Origin of the sequence: Cyanobium gracile UHCC 0139, assembly GCF_034931325.1 — a bacterium.
Taxonomy (GTDB): Bacteria; Cyanobacteriota; Cyanobacteriia; order PCC-6307; family Cyanobiaceae; genus Cyanobium; species Cyanobium gracile_B.
The window spans coordinates 26,192-45,019 of record NZ_JAYGHX010000012.1 but is presented as its reverse complement, the minus strand read 5'-3'; the positions used below and the strand labels follow the sequence as shown (position 1 = coordinate 45,019).

The window sequence follows — 18,828 nt, the reverse complement described above, 5'->3', positions numbered from 1 at the left end:
GCATTCTGACCCCTGTGCCAGATCCGAACTGTCACCTTCACAACATCTTTCGGTGTTGCTCCGCTACCGGGTTCCGGCGGTATCGCGGGTCGGCGGACGCTTCCTACCCGTCCGATGGCTGACCTGGCGGCTGCGCTCCTGGTAGCGGTGGACCACCGGAAGCCGCTCCTCCTGGTAGGACTGGAGCGCCAGTTGCGGGGTGGCGGCGGCACCGGGCGCCAGCCGTGCCGCCAGGGCCACCGCATCCTCCAGCCCCGCCGTCATCCCCCGGGCCTGGGAGGAGCTCATGGCGTGGGCGGCGTCGCCGATCAGGCCCACCCGTCCGGCGACGAGGGCGGGAAGGGGATCGATGTCGAACGACCAGTTCGCCACCACCCCCTCCGGGGCCGTGGCGGCGATCACCGCGGCCGCATCGGCGGGAAGCTTGGCCAGGGCGGCGGCGGGCACCCCCTCCTCCAGCAGCCTCTGCCGGGTCTGCCGGTCGTCGGGGAGCTCCTCCTCCTGGAAGAAGCCCCAGTGGGTGCGCCCTTGGCCTTCCCCATCGGGGCCCAGATCGAAGAAGTTGGCGTAGATGCCCCGGCCGCGGGCGTAGACGAAGAAATCCCCGCCCGCGCAGAAGGTCTCGTCCGTCACGACCCCACGCCAGACCCGATCGCCGAGGTACTGCAAGCGCCGGTCGGGGCGGAGCAAGGCGGCCACCTTGGAGAAGATTCCGTCGGCCCCGATCAGCAGATCGCCTGTCCATGGGGGGCCTTCGGCGAATTTCGCCTCGACGCCTGCGTCGCTCTGACTCCAGCTGACGAGGGAGCGACCGCCCTGGAAGCCAGCGGGATCGAAATGGCGCCAGAGGGCGTCCAGGATGGCGCGGCGGTGAATCAGCAGCGACGGCAGTTCGCCGGCCTGCCGATCGGCCGGGCTGGCTTCGATCAGATCACCCCTCAGGTTGCGGAAGACGAACCGCTGCACCGGATGGCCGCCGGCCAGCAGATCGTCGAGCAGACCGGGGATGGCGGCCGCGGCCACCGCCTCGACGCCGCTCTTCACCAGCAGAATCCCGCAACCGTCGCTGCGCAGCCGCGGTGAGCGTTCGAACAGGGTGACCCTGTGGCCCTGGCGCTGCAGGATCACCGAGAGCAGCAGGCCGGAGCTGCCGGCCCCCACCACGGCGATGCGAAGGCCGGCGGGGGCGGAACTCATGCGCTCACGGCAGGCTCCAGGATGCTGGCATGGAGGACATCCATCACCTCCAGCACCTTGCTGGTTTCCTCCGGATCCAGGCGCAGGGTGGTGGCCAGGTCGGTGAGGATCTTCTGCTCCTGGTCCTTCAGAGGGCCGTCAGAGCGCATGATCTCCGCCGCGACCGCGTAGGCCGTGTGGCGCTGGCGGTCATCGAGCACCGAGGCCGCTTCCTCCATCAGCCCGATCGACCCCTTGGCCCGCAGGCCCTGAAGCAGGGTGTCCATCAGGGTGATCATCTCCTTGTCACTGCGACCCTTGAACGGGGCGCGGTAATCAAGGGCGTGGCGCAGGGCCCGTGTGCCCGCCATGGTGAGAGCGCCATCCCAGGAGACGGCGGCGAGTGCGACCGCGGCGAAGGCCGTAGGTGCGTCCATGGATCGCGTCAAAAGCAAGGAACACCCGTCATCGTTCTCTCCAGGGGTGCCTGTCAGTGGCCGATGTGACCGAATCCACGAAAGAGTCCCCGGTGGGGCCCTTTGGGCCTCAGCGCCTGGCCGTCGCAGCCCCGCCGCTGCCGCCTTCCCGGCACAGCTTCAGGTAGAGGGCATCGGGTTCCTGATAGCGGGCCGGGCGACTGTCGTGCAGGCGGGCCAGCTGCTGCCAGCACACGGTCCGCTGCACAGTCTTGAGGCTCTTCCCTTCCCGCACCAGCATCCGCATGGCCCTGCAGTAGGAGCCGTAGCGATCCTCAAGATCCCGGAGTTCGGGGGATCCGTCGGCGGTGGGGAGCGGGTCGGATGGAGGACGCATCCAACGACTCCAGCACCTCCCCTCACGGCTCGACTGTGCCGAAGGGAACCAAGCGTGCAGAACGTGAGGTCCTCCCCCCTGAGGGGCAAAAAAAAGGGCCCCGAAGGACCCTTTCCTTGCAGCGCCGGGGAGGCTCAGCGAATGAACAACATCTCCTGATAGGAGGGCAGGGGCCAGAGGTTGTCGTCAACCACCGCCTCGAGGCCATCGACCGCTTCCCGCAGCTGGTGCATCAGGGGCATCAGGGTGTCGGCCGAATAGCGCATGTGGGCCATGGTGCCGTGGGGGGCCTGGCTGATGGCACTTTCCAGCGCATTGCTGAGTTCCATCGATTTGGCGCTCAGGGACGCGACCTTTTGCTGGGTTTCCGGCGACACCTGGAGGCCCATCGCCGTCTGCAGTTGCAGGGAACTGGCCAGCTCACCCAGGTAGCGCATGGCGGCCGGGTAGATCTGGGTCTGGGCGATCTGCACGGCCAGCTTGGCCTCCACGTCGATGGCCAGCACGTACTGCTCGGCGTAGACCTCGAAGCGGCTTTCCAGCTCCAGGGGGCTGAGAACGCCCTGACTGGCAAAGAGGTCGCGGATTTCAGGCCGTTGCAGAACCGGCAGGGAATCGGCGGTGGTGGGCAGGTTCTCCAGGCCCCGCTCCTCCACGGCCATCCTGTGCCATTCGCTGGAGTAGCCGTCACCGCCGAACACCACGTTGCCGTGGTCGGTCATGATCTGCTTGAGCACGGAGAAGGCGGCACCGGGCAGGCTTTCGCCCGCGGCCATCTTCTGCTCCAGCTGGTCGCTCATGTAGGCGAGAGAGTCGGCCAGGATCGTGTTCATGGCCACCAGGGGCCCCGCCACCGACTGGTTGGAGCCGACGGCACGGAACTCGAAGCGGTTGCCGGTGAAGGCGAAGGGGGAGGTGCGGTTGCGATCGCCGGGATCCTTGGGGAACTCGGGCAGGGTGTCGACGCCCAGCTGCATGACGCCGGCATGGGTGGAGCCGGTCACGTCGCCGTCCTTGATCTGGCGGAACACATCCTCGAGCTGGCTGCCGAGGTACATCGAGATGATCGCCGGAGGGGCCTCGTTGGCGCCAAGGCGGTGGTCGTTGCCCGCCGTGGCCACGACGGCCCGCAGCAGCGGACCGTAAAGGTGCACCCCGCGGATGACGGCGCCGCAGAACAGCAGGAACTGCATGTTCTCGTGGGGAGTGTTGCCAGGATCCAGCAGGTTGCCCTGGGTGGCATTGCCCACCGACCAGTTGACGTGCTTGCCGGAACCGTTGATGCCCTCGAAGGGTTTCTCGTGCAGCAGGCAGTTCATGCCGTGGCGCCGCGCCGTGCTCTTGAGGATCGTCATCGTGAGCTGCTGGTGGTCGGTGGCCACGTTGGCCGCCTCGAAGAACGGGGCGAGCTCGAACTGGCCGGGGGCGACTTCGTTGTGGCGCGTCTTGGCGGGGATGCCCAGCTTGTACATCTGGCGTTCCACGTCCTGCATGAACACCTGAACCCGCTGCGGGATGGCGCCGAAGTAGTGGTCGTCGAACTGCTGGCCCTTGGCGGAGGGTTTGCCGAACAGGGTGCGGCCGGCCAGCAGCAGGTCGGGACGCAGGGGCACGTAGGCGCTGTCGATGAGGAAGTACTCCTGCTCGGCACCGCAGCTGGAGTTGACCGGGGCCACATCGGTTTCACCGAGCAGCCGCAGCAGGCGCTGGGCCTGCTTGTTCATGGCGGCGTTGGAACGCAGCAGCGGGGTCTTCTTGTCAAGGGCCTCACCGGTCCAGGAGATGAAGACGGTGGGAATGCAGAGCGTGAGACCGTTGGGGGTCTCCATCAGGAAGGCCGGGCTGGTGATATCCCAGGCGGTGTAGCCACGGGCCTCAAAGGTGGTGCGGATGCCGCCGCTCGGGAACGAGGAGCCGTCGGGCTCGCCCTGGACCAGCACCTTGCCGGTGAACTCAGTGATCACCGAGCCATCGCCTTGCACCGAGATGAAACCGTCGTGCTTCTCAGCGGTGGCGTTGGTGAGCGGGTAAAAGACGTGGGCGTAGTAGAGGGCGCCGCGGCCGGTGGCCCATTCCTTCATCGCCTGGGCCACCACGTTGGCGACCGAGACGTCGAGCTTGCCGCTCTCCCGGATGGTGCGCTGCACCGACTTGAAGATGTCCTTGGGCAGCGCTGCCTTCATCTTGGCCAGGCTGAACACGTCGCTGGCCCAGAGGTCATCGAGGGACTCGATGGGAGGCGTCACCACCGGAAGACGACTGTGAATCTCCTGCAGGGCGGCGAAGCGTTGGGGGCTGGGCATGGAAACAGCATGGGTCGGCTGGGGGGTATCCAATCCTTGTGTCCTGCCCCATGGGTGGTGCCGTTGATACAGAACGGCAGGTTGCCCGGTGGTCCTCAGCGCAGGTAGGAGCGGATCGCGGGACGGCACCAGAACACCAGGGCCGCCAGGGTCAGGCCCCAGGCCAGGGGAGCGCCCACCGCCAACAGGAGCCGTTCCTCACCCACCAGCGCCAGGCGCACGATGCCGTAGGCCATCTCGATCGCCAGATCCAGCGACAGCGCCACGATCGCCAGCACCTGACCCCAGAGGCGCCACTTCAGCAGGGCGACGCAGGCCACCACGCCCAGGGCCACCGCCGGCAGCACGGCACTGGTGTAGACGACGACATTGGCCGTCCGCCAGAAGCTGGAGAAGAGGATCGCCGCCAGGCCCAGAGGCAGGGCCAGCAGGTTGACCGCCAGACCGAGCCAGGCGAGCACGCGATAGCCGCGGGGCGGCTGCAGCTCAGCGAGGGCGGCAGGGGTCGGCGAGAGCGTCTGCATTCGAGCGATTCTCTCAGTTGCGGTCGGGGAGGGCGCCGTCCCTGTCGGATCGAAACACCAGCTCGAGGTCGGGCATCACTTCGGCCGCGATCGCCACCAGGGCCTCGAACAGCTCCTTGGTGTGGGGCGCGCCCGCCCCCATGGCCTCCCGGCTCATCAGCACCAGTTCCAGCACGGGCCCATCCGCCTTGGCCTGCACGTCGGCGATCAACTGCAACCGCAGCGTCTCGTGTTCACCCCTGACGATGGCGCTGAGATGGGCGGGCGAGCGGTGCTCCACGTCGGCGTGGAACCGCAGCACCAGAGGATCCAGCCGACCGATCAGCTCCGTCGGCGGCTGGGGGACCCGGGGCCTGAAGAGCAGCAGGAAGCGAGCCATGACGTCGGGCTGTTCCCCCCATCCTGGGCCCGTGCCGGGGGGCGGCGCCTGCCGTGGCCTGCCGGGAGCCGCTCAGCGCAGTTCGAACAGCAGCACGTCCGCCCCGTCGGGGCCGGCCTGGAGGCTGTCCGAAGGGGTCGCCGCAAAGCCGAGACCATCACCCCGCTGCACCGGCCGGTCGAAGGCCGTGCCTTGCCCATCGATCACCTGCAGCCAGCCGGTGGCATCGGTGGCGATCGCCAGCTCCAGTCGCTCGCCCGCGCCGGCTCTGGCCCGCCAGAGCCGCACCCGCCGGTTGATGGCCAGGGCTCCTTGCCGTCCATCCGGGTCCAGCAGCGGTGTCCAACCGGACTGGAGATGGAAGGGCTCCTGGCGATAGGCAGGGGGGTGGCCCGGGCCATCCGGCTCGATCCAGATCTGCAGCAGCCGACAGGGGGTGTCGCCCAGATTCATCTCGCTGTGCACCACGCCGGTGCCGGCGCTCATCGCCTGAACTTCTCCGGCCCGCAGTATCTCGCTGTGGCCCATGGAGTCGTGATGGTTGAGCTGGCCGTCCACCATCACCGTGACGATCTCCATGTCCCGGTGCGGATGCAAGCCAAAGCCGCGGCCGGCGGCGATCGTGTCGTCGTTGATCACCCGCAGCGGTCCGAACCCCATCCAGGCGGGATCGTGGTGGTGCGAAAAGGAGAAGCTGTGCCAGCTGTCCAGCCAGTCGAGCCGGCTGTGGAAGCGCTCACCGGCGGGGCGGAACACGAGGGTCATGGTGGGGCTCAGGGTTGGATCGGTTCCATGCGCTGCAGACGGTGGACGATGTCGTCGATGCTGCTGTCCTTGGCGGGATTGCTGCGGCTGCTGGAGAGCTGGCGACCCACCACGTGGGCACCGAGGTGGGCCAGCTGGATGCGCAGCACAGCCAGCACTTCGATACCGGGGCCGCCGGAATGGGTGGCGATCGCGACTGGCCGGCCGTTGAACAGGGTGCGGAACCCGTCCCCCTGCACCGAGAGCCAGGCGATGGCGCTGGTCAGCACCGGGGGCAGGGAGCCGTTGTACTCGGGGGCGCAGATCACCCAGCGGGGGGCGGTCTCCAGCCGGCGGCTCAGCCCCTCCACCTCGGCGGGAAGGCCGGACGCCGCATGGGTGCGGGGGTTGTAGAGCGGCAGGGACAGGCTGGTGAGGTCGAGCACCTCGGCGGCCATGGCGCGGGCGCGGCCGGCGGCGGCGAAACGCTCGGCGAGTTTGAGGTTCTCGCCGTTGCTGGCACTGAGGACCAGAAGATCGGGGGACATGTCAGGCGGATTCCAGGAAGGGGTAGTCGGTGTAGCCGGCTGGCCCGGGGGTGTAGTAGGTGGACGGATCAGGGGCCTGCAGGGGAGCGCCCAGGCGCAGGCGCTCGGGCAGGTCCGGGTTGGCCAGGAATGCCGTGCCGAAGGCCACCGCGTCCAGCTGGCCGGCGGCGATCGCGGCGTTGGCCTCCTCGGCCGTGTAGCCCATGTTCCCCACCAGCACGCCGCTGAAACCGGCCCGGATCGGGGTGAGCACATCGCCGTGCTGCTGGCCGAGGAAGTCGCCCCGCATCACGTGCAGGTAATCCAGGCCGGTGCTCTCCAGCCGCTCCGCCAGCCAGCTCGACAGCCCGATGGGGTCGCTGTCGACCATGCCGTTGTAGCCGTTCAGCGGCGAGATCCGCAGGCCCACCAGGGGCGATTCGGCCCGGGCGGCCTCCAGCACCTCCAGCAGCAGCCGGGCCCGGTTGGCCACCGGTCCGCCGTAGGGACCCTGGCGCCGGTTGCTGCCGTCCCGCAGGAAGGCATCGAGCAGGTAGCCGTTGGCGCCATGGACCTCGATCCCGTCGAAGCCGGCCTCGATGGCATGGCGGGTGGCCTGCCGGAACCCCGCCACGATCGCCGGCAGCTCGTCGTCGGCCAGTTCCCGGGGGACGACGTAGGGCTGCTTCCCCTCAGGGGTGTGCACCTCGTCGCCGGTGATGGCGATCGGGCTGGGGCCCACCGGCTGGCGGCCCCCGTTCAGCAGGGGGTGGCAGGCCCGTCCGCCATGCCAGATCTGCAGCACGATGCGCCCACCGGCGGCATGGACCGCGTCGGTGGTGAGCCGCCAGCCCGCCACCTGGGCAGCCGAATGGATGCCGGGCTCGTGCCAGAAGGCCGAGTTGCCCTCCATCACCATCGTGGCCTCGGCGATCAGCAGGCCGGCGCTGGCCCGCTGCTGGTAGTAGGTGGCCATCAGCGGGCCAGGGACGTGACCCGGCTCGGCCCGGGATCGGGTGAGGGGGGCCATCAGCACCCGGTTGGGCAGCCGCAAGGGGCCCACACGCAGGGGGGTGAACAGATCGCTCATGGGGTGGTGACCGGCCGGCTGGAGCGGGGATGCCCCGGGCCGTAAGGGATTGTTAAGGTGATGGGAGGGACTCTGGCGGACGTGAACCCTGACTGACAAGAACGCACCGGCTTGTGCCTGGGGCACCCCTCGGTAACCCGGACCCGTGACGGCCACCCTTCCCGATCCCGAGCCCTCCGGTGGCTCCGAGCTCTGCCCGGCGGAGCTGGCGCTGCAGGTGATGCGCGGTCGCTGGAAGCTGATGATCCTCTGCCGGCTGCGCGATGGTCCCCAGCGCTTCTCGGCCCTGCAGCGGTCCCTGGTGGGGGTGAGCCACAAGGTCCTGACGACCCAGCTGCGGGAGCTGGAGGCCGATGCCGTCGTCTGCCGGCGTGTCTTCGGTGAGGTGCCGCCGCGGGTGGAATACGACCTCAGCGAGCGGGGTCGGGCGCTCCTGCCCGTGCTGGAAGGTCTGCACGCCTGGGGAGCGGCAGCCCCACCAGCGGAGGAAGCTGGGGAATGAGGCTGCGGCGGAACCAGCTTTCCGGTTCCACCCGCTGCAGGGTGCGCAGCAGCACCAGGGGCAGGGTGCGGAGTTCGAAAGGGGCCCGCAGGGTGGGCCACAGCCCCTCGCGGCGGTAGAGGAGGGTCTCCAGCTGATCCCGCTGGGGCGGGGAGAGTGGTCCCCAGACCCCACCGATGGCACGGTCCTCCCGGGCCATCGCCAGGAACGGCAGCGCCAGACCCGGCACCAGACCCACCAGGGTCAGGCTGTCGGCCGCCTGCAGCACCGAAGCGTCCTCCGGGCACTCCAGGCCGAGCTCGGCGCCCGTGGCGCTGACGGCCCGAAGGCGCCCGTGGACCATCCCGCCGCTGTGCTGCAGCTGCACGCGCACCGACACCGCGAACCAGGGAACCCCATCCCGGTGGGGCCGATCCCAGCAGCTCCGGATCGCCAGCATCAGCAACAGGGCGTTGAGCAGGCTCCAGCCCAGCACCACCCCGACGGTGGCGGCCGAGACCGGGGGCAGCCCCTCCTGGCCTGCCAGCAGCGGCAGCCGACCCGGGGCCATGTTCCAGAGCGCCACCAGCTGCAGGGCCAGCAGTGCCAGCAGCGGCAGCAGCAGGCCCGCATCCGGGCCGGAGTCCCGGCCGACCACCGCCTTCGGGGTGACCCGGAAGCGCCGGGGCCGGCCCAGGGCTGTGGCGACCACGGCGGCACAGACCGGTACCAGAAAGATCCAGCGGTACAGCTCCGGCAGAATCGCGGCACGGGCGTGCCCGCTCAGCCAGCGGGTGAGCAGCAGCTGGCTCAGGACGAAAGGTATGGCGATCGTGAGCAGGGCATCGCCGGAGAAAAGGATCGGGGCGATGCCCAGCAGGCCCAGGCTGAGCGGCGTGCAGAGCAGCACCAGCTGGGCGGGGAAGGTGAACCAGTGCAGGATGCCCTCGCTGTAGGCCAGCCGCTGCAGCGGGCTGAGCCCGGGGATTCGCAGCGGATCGGCGCCCGTGCGCAGGGTCTGGAGCGAACCGCTGCCCCAGCGGCAGCGCTGCCGCGCCATGGCCGCGGCCGTGAAGGGAGCCAGGCCGGCGCTCAGCTTCTCCGAGAGGTAGTGATTGCGGTAGCCGGCGGCGGTGATCCGGATGCCGGTGGCCAGGTCCTCCGATGGGGTGTCCGTTTCGAAGCCGCCCACCCGCTCGAGCGCCTGGCGCCGCATCACGAAGGACGTGCCGGCGCAGACCACGGCATTGAGGTTCTGGCGGGTGGGCTGGATCCAGCGGTAGAAGCTTTCCTCGTCCGGCAGAAGCCAGCGCTCCAGGCTCAGGTTGCGCATCACCGGATCGGCGTTCATGTAGCTCTGGGGGGTCTGCACGAATCCAACGGTCGGGTCGGCGAACAGGCCGACGGTGCGGCGCAGGAAGGGCCGCAGGGGCACGACGTCGGCGTCAAAGACCGCCACCAGTTCCCCCTTGCAGTGGCGCAGCCCGTGGTTGAGGTTGCCCGCCTTGGCATGGGCGTGCTCCTGCCGGGCGACATAGCGGCAGCCGAGGCGGTCGCAGAGCTCCGCCAGCTCCGGTCGGTCGCTGTCATCGAGCAGCCAGACCGTGTGGCTGGGGTAGTCCATCGCCAGGCAGCCCCGCAGGCAGCGCTCCACCAGATCGGCAGGCTCGCCGCAGCTGGGCACGAGCACATCGACCGACGGGACGGGGGTGGGGATGGGCCCCGTGGCGGGGGCCGGCCGTTCGGGCAGGAGCGTGAACCAGAGCTGCAGGAAGAATCCGGCCAGCAGCACCAGCTCCGCCGCCAGGGTCAGGAGGCTGAGGCTGGTTGTCAGCGGCGTGGCCAGGTTGAGGCTGGCGGTGAAGCGCCAGCCCAGATAACGGGCCCCCAGCAGTGTCAGCAGCAGGACGGCCCAGGGCAGGCGTGTCATCGACCCTGACCGATTGTTAAGCAAATCTAGGTGGTTCCCCCGGTGTCGATGACCCATGAAAAAGCCCGGCGTCCAGGATCGCCGGGCTTGGGGTGGAACGGTGATGTTCCGGACGTGGTTCGGGTTGTCTGATGTCGGTGGTGACTCCGGTTGAACGGTCGGTGTGACGGTTGACGATCAGATCGGGTTGACGATCGGAAGGGCTGACGAATGGGTCCTTGGGGACCGTGGATGGGTGATGGGGAGGGAGCCGAGGATGCTCCTCCGCCATGGACGCGCCATCAAGGGGAGGTCAGCGGGGCTGGGGATCCATCGGAGTCCCCGGGGGTGGGTTTCGGAGTCGGAGCTGCGGAGGGAGGCACCTGGGGCCGGGGCATCCAGGGGCCGGTTTCCATGGACCCGTGGGCACCTGAACGATGCATCGGGTGGTCGGCGAACGACCGGGAAACCGTTATGGGGAACAAGACTGTTGGAGCAGGGGCCTGCCGTCAGCACACTCCTGACATCTGACCGGGCGGGGTGTCTTCCATCGCTGGAGCCTCCTGGTTTCTGCGCTCACTCTCATCCCTCCCGGCCGCCGTGGCCATAGGCAATCGTGCCGGTCTTTGCCCCTGCGGGGGGTGGGCCATTCCGTTCGCCCTTCACTCGTCGTTGCGCTGCGCCACCAGGGCCTCGTAGGCGGTGCAGAACGCCTCCCCCAGGGATTCGCGCAGCGGCGCGTCGTGGCGGAAGGCCTCCAGGGCATCGGCATGGCAGGTGGGCAGGGAGGCCGCCCCCGCCGGCGCCTCCACGTAGGTGTTCAGATCGCTGCGGGGGCCGGGTTCGAGCCGCCGTTCGATGCCGTCCAGACCCGCCGCCAGCACCGCCGCCTGGAGCAGGTAGGGGTTGGCGGCGCCGTCGCCGAGTCGCAGCTCGATCCGCTGGTCGTCGGGGATGCGCACCATGTGGGTGCGGTTGTTGCCGCCGTAGCTGATCCAGGAGGGGGACCAGGTGGCACCGGAGCTGGTGACGGACCGCGCCAGGCGCCGGTAGCTGCCGGCCACCGGATTGGTGAGGGCGCACAGGGCCGGAGCGTGGGCCAGCAGGCCGGCGAGAAATCGGTACGCCACCTCCGACAGGCCCTTCTCCCCGGCCGGGTCGTGGAACACGTTGCGCCCCCCCTCGTCCCAGAGCGAGGCGTGCAGGTGGGCGCCATTGCCGGTGAGGGCCGGGATCGGCTTGGGCTGGAAGCTCACCCGCACCCCATGGCGTTCCGCCAGAGCGGCCGCCATGACACGGAAGAAGGCATGGCGATCGGCGGTCAGCAGCGATTCGGCATAGGTCCAGTTGAGTTCGAACTGGCCGTTGGCGTCCTCGTGGTCGGCCTGGTACGGCCCCCAGCCGAGGCTCTCCATGCCGTCGAGCAGTTCGCTGATCAGCGGGTAGTGGCGCATCAGGGCCAGCTGGTCGTAGCAGGGCTTGGACTGCCGATCGAGTCCATCGGCGATGGCGTCCCGTTCCGGGTCCATCAGGAAGAACTCCGCCTCCACGCCACTGCGGAACTGCAGGCCCAGGGCCGCCGCCCGGGCGATCTGGCGCTGCAGCACCCAGCGGGGCGACTGCTCCAGCACCTGGCCCTCCACCTGCAGATCGGTGGCCACCCAGGCCACGTCCCGCTGCCAGGGAAGCACCATCAGGCTGCTGGGATCGGGAATCGCCAGCACGTCCGGGTCGGCCGGGGTCATGTCCAGCCAGGCGGCGAAACCGGCGAAGCCGGCCCCGGATCGGGCCAGTTCGGCCGCCGCGGCCGCCGGCACCAGCTTGGCCCGCTGCACCCCGAACAGGTCGCAGAAGGAGAAGAGGAAATGGCGGATGCCATGGGTGGCGGCGAAGCGGGCCAGATCGGTCATCGGGGGTGGTGAGGGGGAAGGGGGCTGGGGCGGAGGCCCTCAGTCGGTGCAGAGCCGTCAGTCGGCGCAGAGGCGGTCGATGGCGGCCCGCAGCTGGCGCTGCTCGGCGGGCGCGTCGCGGGGGTTGCCGGCCCGGTGGCCCAGGTCGGACTCCAGGACCTCGAAGTGGGCCTCGCGGATCAGGGCGGCCTCCGCCTGGCAGTCTTCAGGGGTGAAGTAGAGGTCGTGGCGGCCGGCGATCACGGCGGTGCGGGCGCGGATCCGGCCCAGGGCCTGGGCCAGGTCGGCCTCGGGATCGTCATCGCCCGTGGCATCGCTGGCGCTGAACCCGGCGGCGGCCGCCACGTCGTTCGCCAGCCAGACGTCGAGCATGGCCAGCAGGTCATGGGGGTCGTGGCGGCGGTAAGCCGGCAGCCAGGCCTGCTCTACGTAGGCGTCGACGCTGGCGTAGCCCAGCTGGCGATGGGCGCCGCGGCGATAGAAGGGCTGGCTGGCGGCCCAGCTGGCGTAGATCAGGGCGAAGGTGCGCAACCCCTGCTCGGGCACGCCCCGGAAGCGGAGCCCATCCCAGTGGGGATCGGCGGTGAGGGCCTGGCGCAGGCTGAGCAGGAACACCCGGTTGTGGGCGGTGGTGCGCGCCGTGCCGCAGACACAGCAGATCCGCCGGGTCCGCTCCGGCTCCAGCACGGCCCAGTGGTAGGCCTGCTGGGCCCCCATCGACCAGCCGTAGATCAGGGCCGGCGCGGCCACCTGGAAGACCTCCTCCAGCAGCCGCAGCTGGGCGGCCACGTTGTCGCGGTGATCGACGGGCCAGGGACCGGCCGCAAGGGTCGCTCCTGAGTTGCTGGGACTGGTGGAGCGGCCATTGCCGAACTGGCTCACCAGCACCACGCACCAGCGCTCGGGATCAAGGATCGGTCCCACCACCCAGTCGATGTCCTCGGGCCAGGCGCCGTAGGAGCTCGGGTAGAGCACCAGGTTGGAGCGGTCGCCTGCGAGCGTTCCGTAGACCCGGTAGTCGAGCCAGGCGCAGGGAAGCGTCCCCCCAGCCGCGAGAGGAAAGTCCCCGAGCGCGAAGCGGCGCGGTGGGGCGGGTCTGGGGTGCAAGGGATCGGGATTCAGGGGAGGGCGAGTCGGGCGGGATCGCGCAGGACGTCGCGGTGCACCGCCAGATAGCCCTGGCCCGTGTGCACCAGATGGGGCGCCAGATGGCCATGGGCCTCGGCCAGGGCGTGGAAGGGCACCGAGGGGTACAGGTGGTGCTCGACGTGGAAGGGCATGTCCCACATCAGCCAGCGCAGGGGCGGCAGCGTCAGGGTGGTGCGGGTGTTGCTGAGGCCGTCGCTGTCGGTGCTGCAGGCGCCGTGCTCGGCCATCAGCACGAAGCGCAGCAGGGGCTGGCCGACGGCCAGGGGCAGCAGCCAGAACCAGAACAGGGTGCCGTTGGCCTGCCAGAGGGAGGCGGCGAGCAGGACGGCGTAGACGGCGACCTGAAGCCGGATCGAGCGGGTGACGGCCGCGGTCGCCTCGGCGGGGATGTAGGGCCTGCCGCCGAAGTCACCGCGCAGGCCGGCGGCGTGGCCGCGCAGCTTGCCGATCCACCAGGGCACGCCACTGAGCTCGAGCAGATAGCCGGCGAGCGTGCTGGGGGGGGCCTCCTCCAGTTCCGGATCGAGGCCCGGCTGGTGGGTGAAGCGATGGTGCCACTGGTGGTAGCGCCGGTAGTAATCGGCGTTGTAGAAGCTCAGCAGACCGGCCCACCAGGCCACGGTGTCGTTAAGGGTCTTGCCGGCGAAGGCGGTGCGGTGGCCGCACTCGTGCATGGCGCAGAAGCCGAAGGCCAGGCCCCAGCCCAGCAGCAGCAGGCCCACAAGCCGCAGGGCCCAGAACGAAGCGGTGGGGAGGGCTGTCGGCATGGGCCATCCCCAGAGGAGGGCGCCCAGGCCCAGCACCGTCAGGTGGAAGGCCAGCCGGCGCCAGCCGGGCCCGTCCCGTCGCTCGTTGAGGCGCTGCAGCAGCGGAGCAGACAGCAGCGGCGCAGCGGCGCCCGGGCCGGCCGCCGGTGGGGCGGAGGGTGGGGAGGCGGTCACGAAGGTCGCCGTTGGTCGGCGGAGGGAGACGTCGTCGACCCACTGTCCCGCTCGGAGTCCGCCGGACACCGTTCGCCACGAACACTTGCGCCGGGGATGGCGCCCGGTGGGGATGGTTACCCAACGGCGCCCTGCGGCAGGGAAGAGTGGGATCTGCGTCGTGCGTTCTCCGGTGCCATCCCTGCTGTTCTTCTCCCTCTGGGGCTTCGAGGGGCCCCTCACCACGGCCCTGGAGACGGCCGAGCGGGGGGGCTTCGACGGGCTGGAGCTGAACATCCACCATCCGTCACTGGTCGGCGACCCGGACGGACCCGACTGCCTGCAGGCGTGCGGCATCCCCCTGGTGCTGGAGGTGGTCACCGGCGGCGGCTACGTGCCCGAGCTGGCCCTCACGCCGGCGCAGCACCTGGCCGAACTGGGCGCCCAGCTGAACCGCTGTGCCGATCTCCGCCCCCACCGGGTGACCGTGCTCACCGGCAGCGACGCCTGGCCCCTGGAGCGACAACGGGACTTCCTGGCCGAGGCCGAAGCCCTGGCGACGGCCAGTGGTCTGCCGGTGAGCTTCGAAACCCACCGCTCCCGCTGCCTGGGGATGCCCTGGACGATCGCGGCGCTCCTGGAGGCCGTGCCCGGGCTGCGGCTGACGGCCGACCTGAGCCACTGGTGCGTCGTGGCCGAACGGCTGATGACCCCGGGTCTGGAGCCGGTGCAGGCGATGGCCGACAGGGTCGACCACATCCATGCCCGGGTGGGTCATGCCCAGGGGCCCCAGGTGTCCCACCCTTTCGCGCCCGAACATGCCGAGGCGCTTGCTGCCCACCTGGCCTGCTGGCAACTGTTCGCCGAACGGGCGGTGCAACGGGGGGCACCGCCGCCGAGTTTCACGCCCGAGTTCGGACCGGACGGCTACCTGCCCACGCTGCCGTTCACCGACCGTCCGGTGGCCGATCTGCTGACGATCAACACGGCGATGGCGCACTGGTTGCGCAGCCAGCCATTAGCCGGAAACAGCGATAGAGTGTGTTCATAGTGAACAGAGTTACGTCGTGATGACCGTGATCGACGCCCCGACCGCCACACCGTCGGCCAGCCATTCCGGCGAAGGGTCCGACCCCCGCCAGGACACCCTGGTCGCCTCCCTTCGCGCCCGCTACGCCATCGCGGAGCAGCGCCAGGACGCTGACGCCAAGCGCGCCCTGTTCAAGGAGGCCGCTTACCTGGGCATCCGCCCCGACGCCTACCAGGGCTCCAGCAGCGCCGCGTAGATCGCCTGCTGGTGAAGGATCCGGGCCTCCAGCCGGTGCGGAGGGCCGGTGCGGAACCCATCCCCGTAGCCCCGCTGCGCCGATTCCACCAGGACGCGGTCTTCGGCCAGGAAGTGGACCATCTCCGCCATCAGCGCCTCCCCTTCCTCCTGGCGTGAGGCGGGTCCCAGCAGCCACACCTGCATCCGGCAGGTGTCCAGCGCTTCAGGCAGGAACTGGATCATCGCCATCCGTCCGTCGGGCCAGAGCAGCAGGTGGTTCCAAGGCGGCAGGCCGAAGGTGAGGAACTCTCCGTCTCCTTCTGGGGAGGGGGTGGCCAGCACGTTGGCCCAGGTGCCGAAGCGATGGCGGTAGTCGCGCACCGGGCCCTGCAGCCGATGCAGGGTGGTGGGGTGGGCGATGGCGACGTGGTAGTCGTCGAGGGTGTTGTCGTGGGCAATCTTCCAGTTGCAGGCGAGCCCCCGTTCGTGGAAGGCCAGGGGCACCAGGGTCCGGGCCAGGGCTTCGGGGGCTTCCTGCAGCGGCAGATCCAGCTGGTCGTCCAGGGGGATCGGATCGGCCCCCAGGGCCACCCAGATCAGGGAGGCCCGCACCTGGCAGCCGAGGGCCTCGAGCGGCCATGCGCCGCGATCGAACGGGTCGACGAACTCCGACTCCCGGGCAGCCGCCAGCAGGGTGCCGCCCAGGTCGTAGGTCCAGCCGTGGTAAGGGCACACCAGTCTCCGGCAGGCCACGCTGCCTTTCTGAGGGGCCAGGAAGGCCACCGCCCGGTGGGGACAGCGGTTGCGGAAGGCCCGCACGAGGCCATCGCCGCCGTGGCAGAGCAGCACGGGAACGCCCAGCAGTTCCAGCGCACGCACATGCCCCGACGGCAGATCGGCGGCGGCGGCGACGGGGTGCCAGAAGCGGGTGGCGTAGTGCTCGCGCTCGAGGGCGGCGACGGACGGGGAGCCGTAGAGCTCCGTCGGCAGAAAGGCGGCCCGGTTGGCGGTGTCCATGGAACAGACGGTTCAGAGCAGGGAGCCATCCAGGCTGCGCAGGCGGCTGGCGAGTTCCTCGCGCAGTTCCAGGAACGGCTGGGACACGCGCAGGTGGCGCAGGTCGGAGCGGTCCAGCTGGACGTCGACGCTGTGGACGATCCGGCCGGGGCGCGGCGCCATGATGTGGACGGTGCCGGCGAGCAGCAGCGCCTCCTCGATGTCGTGGGTGATCAGCAAGGCGGTGAGCCCGGTGCGCTTCCAGAGGTCGTGGAGGAATTCCTGCATCGATTCGCGGATCTGCAGATCCAGCGCCCCGAACGGTTCATCCAACAGCAGCACCTTCGGCTCGGTGGCCAGGGCCCTGGCGATGGCCACCCGCTGCTGCATGCCCCCCGAAAGCTCCCGCGGCAGCAGCCGGGCCGCGTCCGCCAGCCCGACCACGTCGAGGAAGTAGGCGGTCCGCTCGCGGATCTCAGCCCTGTCCCGTCCCTGGAGGGACAGGCCGAAGGCGACGTTCTGCGCCGCCGTGAGCCAGGGGTAGAGGCTGTACTTCTGGAACACCATGCCCCGGTCGGAGCCGGGGCGCCGGACCGGCACGCCGTCCAGCTGAATCGTGCCTTCGCTGGGCCGCTCCAGACCGGCGATCAGGCGCATCACGGTGGACTTGCCGGAGCCGGAACTACCGACCAGGGCCATGAACTGACCCGAGACCAGTTCGAAGCTGATGTTCTCCAGAACGAGCTTGCGATCCCGCCCCTCGCCGAAACTCTTGGAGACTTGGGAGACCTGGAGGTGCATGGGGGTCAGTTGGCCCAGGAGCAGGCCCGTCGCATCATGAAACGGAAACCCAGATCGATCATCAGGCCGATCAGGCCGATCACGATCAGGCCAACGAAGATCTCATCGGTGCGCAGAAATCTCTGGGCCAGGCTGATGCGTTTCCCCAGGCCCTCGTTGGCGGCCACCAGTTCGGCGACGATCACGAGGTTCCAGGCCGAGGCCATGTTGATGCGGTAGGTGTCGAGCACCTGGGGGGCGATGTAGGGGGCCACCACCCGGGTCAGGATCGGCAGGCCCCGTCCCCCCAGGGTGAGGGCCGTTTCCACCAGTTCGGAGGGAACGAACTTCACCGCATCCATGATCATCAGGGCGTTGAAGAAGAAGGTGCCGATGAAGATCAGCATCACCTTCGGCAGTTCCTCGAGGCCGAAATAGATGATCAGCAGGGGTATGAAAGCAGGAGCCGGCATATAGCGGATCAGTGCCATCAGTGGCTCAAGAAAGTGGCAGATGGTGCGGTTCGTGCCCATGGCGATGCCGATCGGCAGGGCCAGCCCTGCGGAAATCACGAAACCGATGAAGACCCGCTTGATGCTCGCCACCGCATCCGCCACCAGGATGCCGCGCTGGAACTGGCCGCTGCCCGCCATCCACACCGCCCCGGGGCCCGGCAGGAAGAGCTTGTCGACCATGCCGCTGGAGGTGACCAGCCACCACGCCAGGAAGACGGTGAGAATGCCGAGCACCCCCAAGACCCAGGGGTGACGGAGGAAGCGGCGCAGGGCGGGGGACCGGGCCATGGTGCTCAACGGGCGTTGTCGACGAACTGGGAATTCAGCAGATTGGTGAGGTCAGGCTTGGTCTTGGCCAGGCCCGTCTCCAGCAGGAAGGCGCTGATCTGCTCGGCGGCATAGGGCAGGGACAACATCGTTGTGCCCGGCTTGAAGTTGCTGCGGTTCTCCTCAAGGGTCTGGATGGTGGTGCCGGCGTTGTACTCCTTGAATTCGGCTTCGCTGACGCCGGAACGCTCCACCAGGATCGGCAGGGTGCCGGCGGGATCGTCTTTGATCGTGTTGAGCGTGGCGAACCAGGCGTTGACGATCTTCTGGACCTTCTCAGGATTCTTGGCGACGAACTCCGTGCGACAGACGAGCAGATCGCTGATCGCCCCGGGGTGATCCTTGGAGGTGGCCAGGGCCCGGCTGCCCGGCCGCTTCAGGGCCTGGGTGGTGAAGGGGGCATAGACACCGGCCGCATCCACCTTGCCGGCCGCGAAAGCGGCGGCGGCGGCTCCCGTTTCGAGCGGGACGAAGGTGATGTCCTTGGCGGAGAGGCCCGCATCCTTGAGCACCTTCAGCAGCAGGAAGTGGTCGACGGTTCCTTCCTCGGCGGCGACCTTCTTGCCCTTCAGATCGGGAATCGACTTGATCTCCGCCGCAGCAATGATCTGATCATTGCCCGTGGAGAAATCGTTCTGGAGCACCACTTGGAGGTCGGCACCCCCCGCCACGGAACTGATGGTGTCGTTGAGTGTCTGGCTGTTGCAGTCCAGCTGGCCGGCGTTGAGGGCGTTGATCGAGTCCAGATAGCCGTCGAACCACTGCATCGCGACCGGCACCCCCTGCTTCTCGAACAGCCCCTTGACCTCGGTGACTTTCCAGGGGAACCAACCCGGCCAGGCACTGTAGCCAATCTTGACGGGCGTCTCCTGACTGGCCGGTTGCTGGCAACCGGCCAGCAATCCTCCCCCGAGGGCTGCCATCAGGGCGAGGGCGATCGCCCGGCGTTGACGACGGAAAAGGGTGGCTTTCAACATCACGGGAATCGGGGAAATGGTGGTGGCTGAGGAGATGGGGA

General features: G+C 69.1%; 20 protein-coding genes. 3 read left to right on the top strand and 17 right to left on the bottom strand.

What is annotated here, in order from left to right; translation table 11 throughout:
* Positions 1 to 63: 63 nt before the first annotated feature.
* The 9 genes from VB738_RS14845 to VB738_RS14805 form a co-directional block, all read right to left on the bottom strand.
* A complete protein-coding gene (locus VB738_RS14845) occupies positions 64 to 1,197 on the bottom strand; it encodes an NAD(P)/FAD-dependent oxidoreductase (protein WP_323306484.1) in 1,134 nt (377 codons plus the stop codon).
* On the bottom strand, positions 1,194 to 1,613 hold the full coding sequence (locus VB738_RS14840; RefSeq protein ID WP_323306483.1) for a tellurite resistance TerB family protein: 420 nt from the start codon (positions 1,611 to 1,613) through the stop codon (positions 1,194 to 1,196). Before VB738_RS14840 ends, VB738_RS14845 begins: the two co-directional genes overlap by 4 nt.
* Before the next feature lie 109 nt (positions 1,614 to 1,722).
* Positions 1,723 to 1,989: a DUF3136 domain-containing protein gene (locus tag VB738_RS14835; protein WP_323306482.1), complete on the bottom strand. Its 267-nt coding sequence runs from the start codon at positions 1,987 to 1,989 to the stop codon at positions 1,723 to 1,725.
* A 134-nt stretch (positions 1,990 to 2,123) separates the two neighbouring features.
* Positions 2,124 to 4,292, bottom strand: a complete 2,169-nt coding sequence (locus VB738_RS14830) for a glutamine synthetase III (protein ID WP_323306481.1) — start codon at positions 4,290 to 4,292, stop codon at positions 2,124 to 2,126.
* 95 nt (positions 4,293 to 4,387) lie between these two features.
* Positions 4,388 to 4,816, bottom strand: a complete 429-nt coding sequence (locus VB738_RS14825) for a Hepatitis C virus core protein (protein ID WP_323306480.1) — start codon at positions 4,814 to 4,816, stop codon at positions 4,388 to 4,390.
* A 13-nt stretch (positions 4,817 to 4,829) separates the two neighbouring features.
* Positions 4,830 to 5,195, bottom strand: coding sequence for a hypothetical protein (locus tag VB738_RS14820; RefSeq protein ID WP_323306479.1), 366 nt, complete (start codon positions 5,193 to 5,195; stop codon positions 4,830 to 4,832).
* A gap of 72 nt (positions 5,196 to 5,267) precedes the next feature.
* A complete protein-coding gene (locus VB738_RS14815) occupies positions 5,268 to 5,960 on the bottom strand; it encodes a pirin family protein (RefSeq protein ID WP_323306478.1) in 693 nt (230 codons plus the stop codon).
* Between the two features lie 8 nt (positions 5,961 to 5,968).
* Complete coding sequence (locus tag VB738_RS14810; protein ID WP_323306477.1) at positions 5,969 to 6,487, bottom strand: NAD(P)H-dependent oxidoreductase; 519 nt, start codon at positions 6,485 to 6,487, stop codon at positions 5,969 to 5,971.
* A gap of 1 nt (position 6,488) precedes the next feature.
* A complete protein-coding gene (locus tag VB738_RS14805; protein WP_323306476.1) occupies positions 6,489 to 7,556 on the bottom strand; it encodes an alkene reductase in 1,068 nt (355 codons plus the stop codon).
* A gap of 145 nt (positions 7,557 to 7,701) precedes the next feature.
* Between VB738_RS14805 and VB738_RS14800 the strand changes: the two genes are divergently transcribed.
* On the top strand, positions 7,702 to 8,058 hold the full coding sequence (locus VB738_RS14800) for a helix-turn-helix domain-containing protein (protein ID WP_323306475.1): 357 nt from the start codon (positions 7,702 to 7,704) through the stop codon (positions 8,056 to 8,058).
* On the opposite strand, the gene VB738_RS14795 is transcribed toward VB738_RS14800, so the two are convergent.
* From VB738_RS14795 to VB738_RS14780, 4 genes are all read right to left on the bottom strand, one after another.
* Positions 7,967 to 9,967 carry a glycosyltransferase gene (locus VB738_RS14795; RefSeq protein WP_323306474.1) on the bottom strand — a complete coding sequence of 667 codons (2,001 nt, stop codon included), beginning with the start codon at positions 9,965 to 9,967 and terminating at the stop codon, positions 7,967 to 7,969. The two genes, VB738_RS14800 and VB738_RS14795, sit on opposite strands and share 92 nt — an antisense overlap.
* A gap of 641 nt (positions 9,968 to 10,608) precedes the next feature.
* Positions 10,609 to 11,856: a type III glutamate--ammonia ligase gene (gene glnT, locus VB738_RS14790; protein ID WP_323306473.1), complete on the bottom strand. Its 1,248-nt coding sequence runs from the start codon at positions 11,854 to 11,856 to the stop codon at positions 10,609 to 10,611.
* Between the two features lie 57 nt (positions 11,857 to 11,913).
* Positions 11,914 to 12,963, bottom strand: coding sequence for an alpha/beta fold hydrolase (locus VB738_RS14785; RefSeq protein ID WP_323306472.1), 1,050 nt, complete (start codon positions 12,961 to 12,963; stop codon positions 11,914 to 11,916).
* Between the two features lie 11 nt (positions 12,964 to 12,974).
* Positions 12,975 to 13,946: a fatty acid desaturase gene (locus tag VB738_RS14780; protein WP_323306471.1), complete on the bottom strand. Its 972-nt coding sequence runs from the start codon at positions 13,944 to 13,946 to the stop codon at positions 12,975 to 12,977.
* Between the two features lie 160 nt (positions 13,947 to 14,106).
* On the opposite strand from VB738_RS14780, the gene VB738_RS14775 reads away from it, so the two are divergent.
* Together VB738_RS14775 and VB738_RS14770 are read left to right on the top strand one after the other, a co-directional pair.
* On the top strand, positions 14,107 to 14,976 hold the full coding sequence (locus VB738_RS14775) for a sugar phosphate isomerase/epimerase (protein WP_323306470.1): 870 nt from the start codon (positions 14,107 to 14,109) through the stop codon (positions 14,974 to 14,976).
* A gap of 19 nt (positions 14,977 to 14,995) precedes the next feature.
* Complete coding sequence (locus tag VB738_RS14770; protein ID WP_323306469.1) at positions 14,996 to 15,211, top strand: hypothetical protein; 216 nt, start codon at positions 14,996 to 14,998, stop codon at positions 15,209 to 15,211.
* On the opposite strand, the gene VB738_RS14765 is transcribed toward VB738_RS14770, so the two are convergent.
* The 4 genes from VB738_RS14765 to VB738_RS14750 are packed head-to-tail and all read right to left on the bottom strand — an operon-like array spanning position 15,184 to position 18,787.
* Entirely contained in the window at positions 15,184 to 16,209 is a 1,026-nt protein-coding gene (locus VB738_RS14765) for an aromatic ring-hydroxylating dioxygenase subunit alpha (protein WP_323306468.1), read from the bottom strand. The genes VB738_RS14770 and VB738_RS14765 overlap by 28 nt on opposite strands.
* A 12-nt stretch (positions 16,210 to 16,221) precedes the next feature.
* Positions 16,222 to 16,989 carry an ABC transporter ATP-binding protein gene (locus VB738_RS14760; RefSeq protein WP_323306467.1) on the bottom strand — a complete coding sequence of 256 codons (768 nt, stop codon included), beginning with the start codon at positions 16,987 to 16,989 and terminating at the stop codon, positions 16,222 to 16,224.
* Between the two features lie 5 nt (positions 16,990 to 16,994).
* Positions 16,995 to 17,771 carry an ABC transporter permease gene (locus VB738_RS14755; RefSeq protein ID WP_323306466.1) on the bottom strand — a complete coding sequence of 259 codons (777 nt, stop codon included), beginning with the start codon at positions 17,769 to 17,771 and terminating at the stop codon, positions 16,995 to 16,997.
* A gap of 5 nt (positions 17,772 to 17,776) precedes the next feature.
* Complete coding sequence (locus VB738_RS14750; protein WP_323306465.1) at positions 17,777 to 18,787, bottom strand: ABC transporter substrate-binding protein; 1,011 nt, start codon at positions 18,785 to 18,787, stop codon at positions 17,777 to 17,779.
* Positions 18,788 to 18,828 lie beyond the last annotated feature (41 nt).

Bases quoted from the DNA above. Each gene is read 5' to 3' on its own strand.
- VB738_RS14845 (WP_323306484.1), bottom strand. From the start codon at position 1,197: ATGAGTTCCGCCCCCGCCGGCCTTCGCATCGCCGTGGTGGGGGCCGGC.
- VB738_RS14840 (WP_323306483.1), bottom strand. From the start codon at position 1,613: ATGGACGCACCTACGGCCTTCGCCGCGGTCGCACTCGCCGCCGTCTCC.
- VB738_RS14835 (WP_323306482.1), bottom strand. From the start codon at position 1,989: ATGCGTCCTCCATCCGACCCGCTCCCCACCGCCGACGGATCCCCCGAA.
- VB738_RS14830 (WP_323306481.1), bottom strand. From the start codon at position 4,292: ATGCCCAGCCCCCAACGCTTCGCCGCCCTGCAGGAGATTCACAGTCGT.
- VB738_RS14825 (WP_323306480.1), bottom strand. From the start codon at position 4,816: ATGCAGACGCTCTCGCCGACCCCTGCCGCCCTCGCTGAGCTGCAGCCG.
- VB738_RS14820 (WP_323306479.1), bottom strand. From the start codon at position 5,195: ATGGCTCGCTTCCTGCTGCTCTTCAGGCCCCGGGTCCCCCAGCCGCCG.
- VB738_RS14815 (WP_323306478.1), bottom strand. From the start codon at position 5,960: ATGACCCTCGTGTTCCGCCCCGCCGGTGAGCGCTTCCACAGCCGGCTC.
- VB738_RS14810 (WP_323306477.1), bottom strand. From the start codon at position 6,487: ATGTCCCCCGATCTTCTGGTCCTCAGTGCCAGCAACGGCGAGAACCTC.
- VB738_RS14805 (WP_323306476.1), bottom strand. From the start codon at position 7,556: ATGAGCGATCTGTTCACCCCCCTGCGTGTGGGCCCCTTGCGGCTGCCC.
- VB738_RS14795 (WP_323306474.1), bottom strand. From the start codon at position 9,967: ATGACACGCCTGCCCTGGGCCGTCCTGCTGCTGACACTGCTGGGGGCC.
- glnT (WP_323306473.1), bottom strand. From the start codon at position 11,856: ATGACCGATCTGGCCCGCTTCGCCGCCACCCATGGCATCCGCCATTTC.
- VB738_RS14770 (WP_323306469.1), top strand. From the start codon at position 14,996: ATGACCGTGATCGACGCCCCGACCGCCACACCGTCGGCCAGCCATTCC.
- VB738_RS14765 (WP_323306468.1), bottom strand. From the start codon at position 16,209: ATGGACACCGCCAACCGGGCCGCCTTTCTGCCGACGGAGCTCTACGGC.
- VB738_RS14760 (WP_323306467.1), bottom strand. From the start codon at position 16,989: ATGCACCTCCAGGTCTCCCAAGTCTCCAAGAGTTTCGGCGAGGGGCGG.
- VB738_RS14755 (WP_323306466.1), bottom strand. From the start codon at position 17,771: ATGGCCCGGTCCCCCGCCCTGCGCCGCTTCCTCCGTCACCCCTGGGTC.
- VB738_RS14750 (WP_323306465.1), bottom strand. From the start codon at position 18,787: ATGTTGAAAGCCACCCTTTTCCGTCGTCAACGCCGGGCGATCGCCCTC.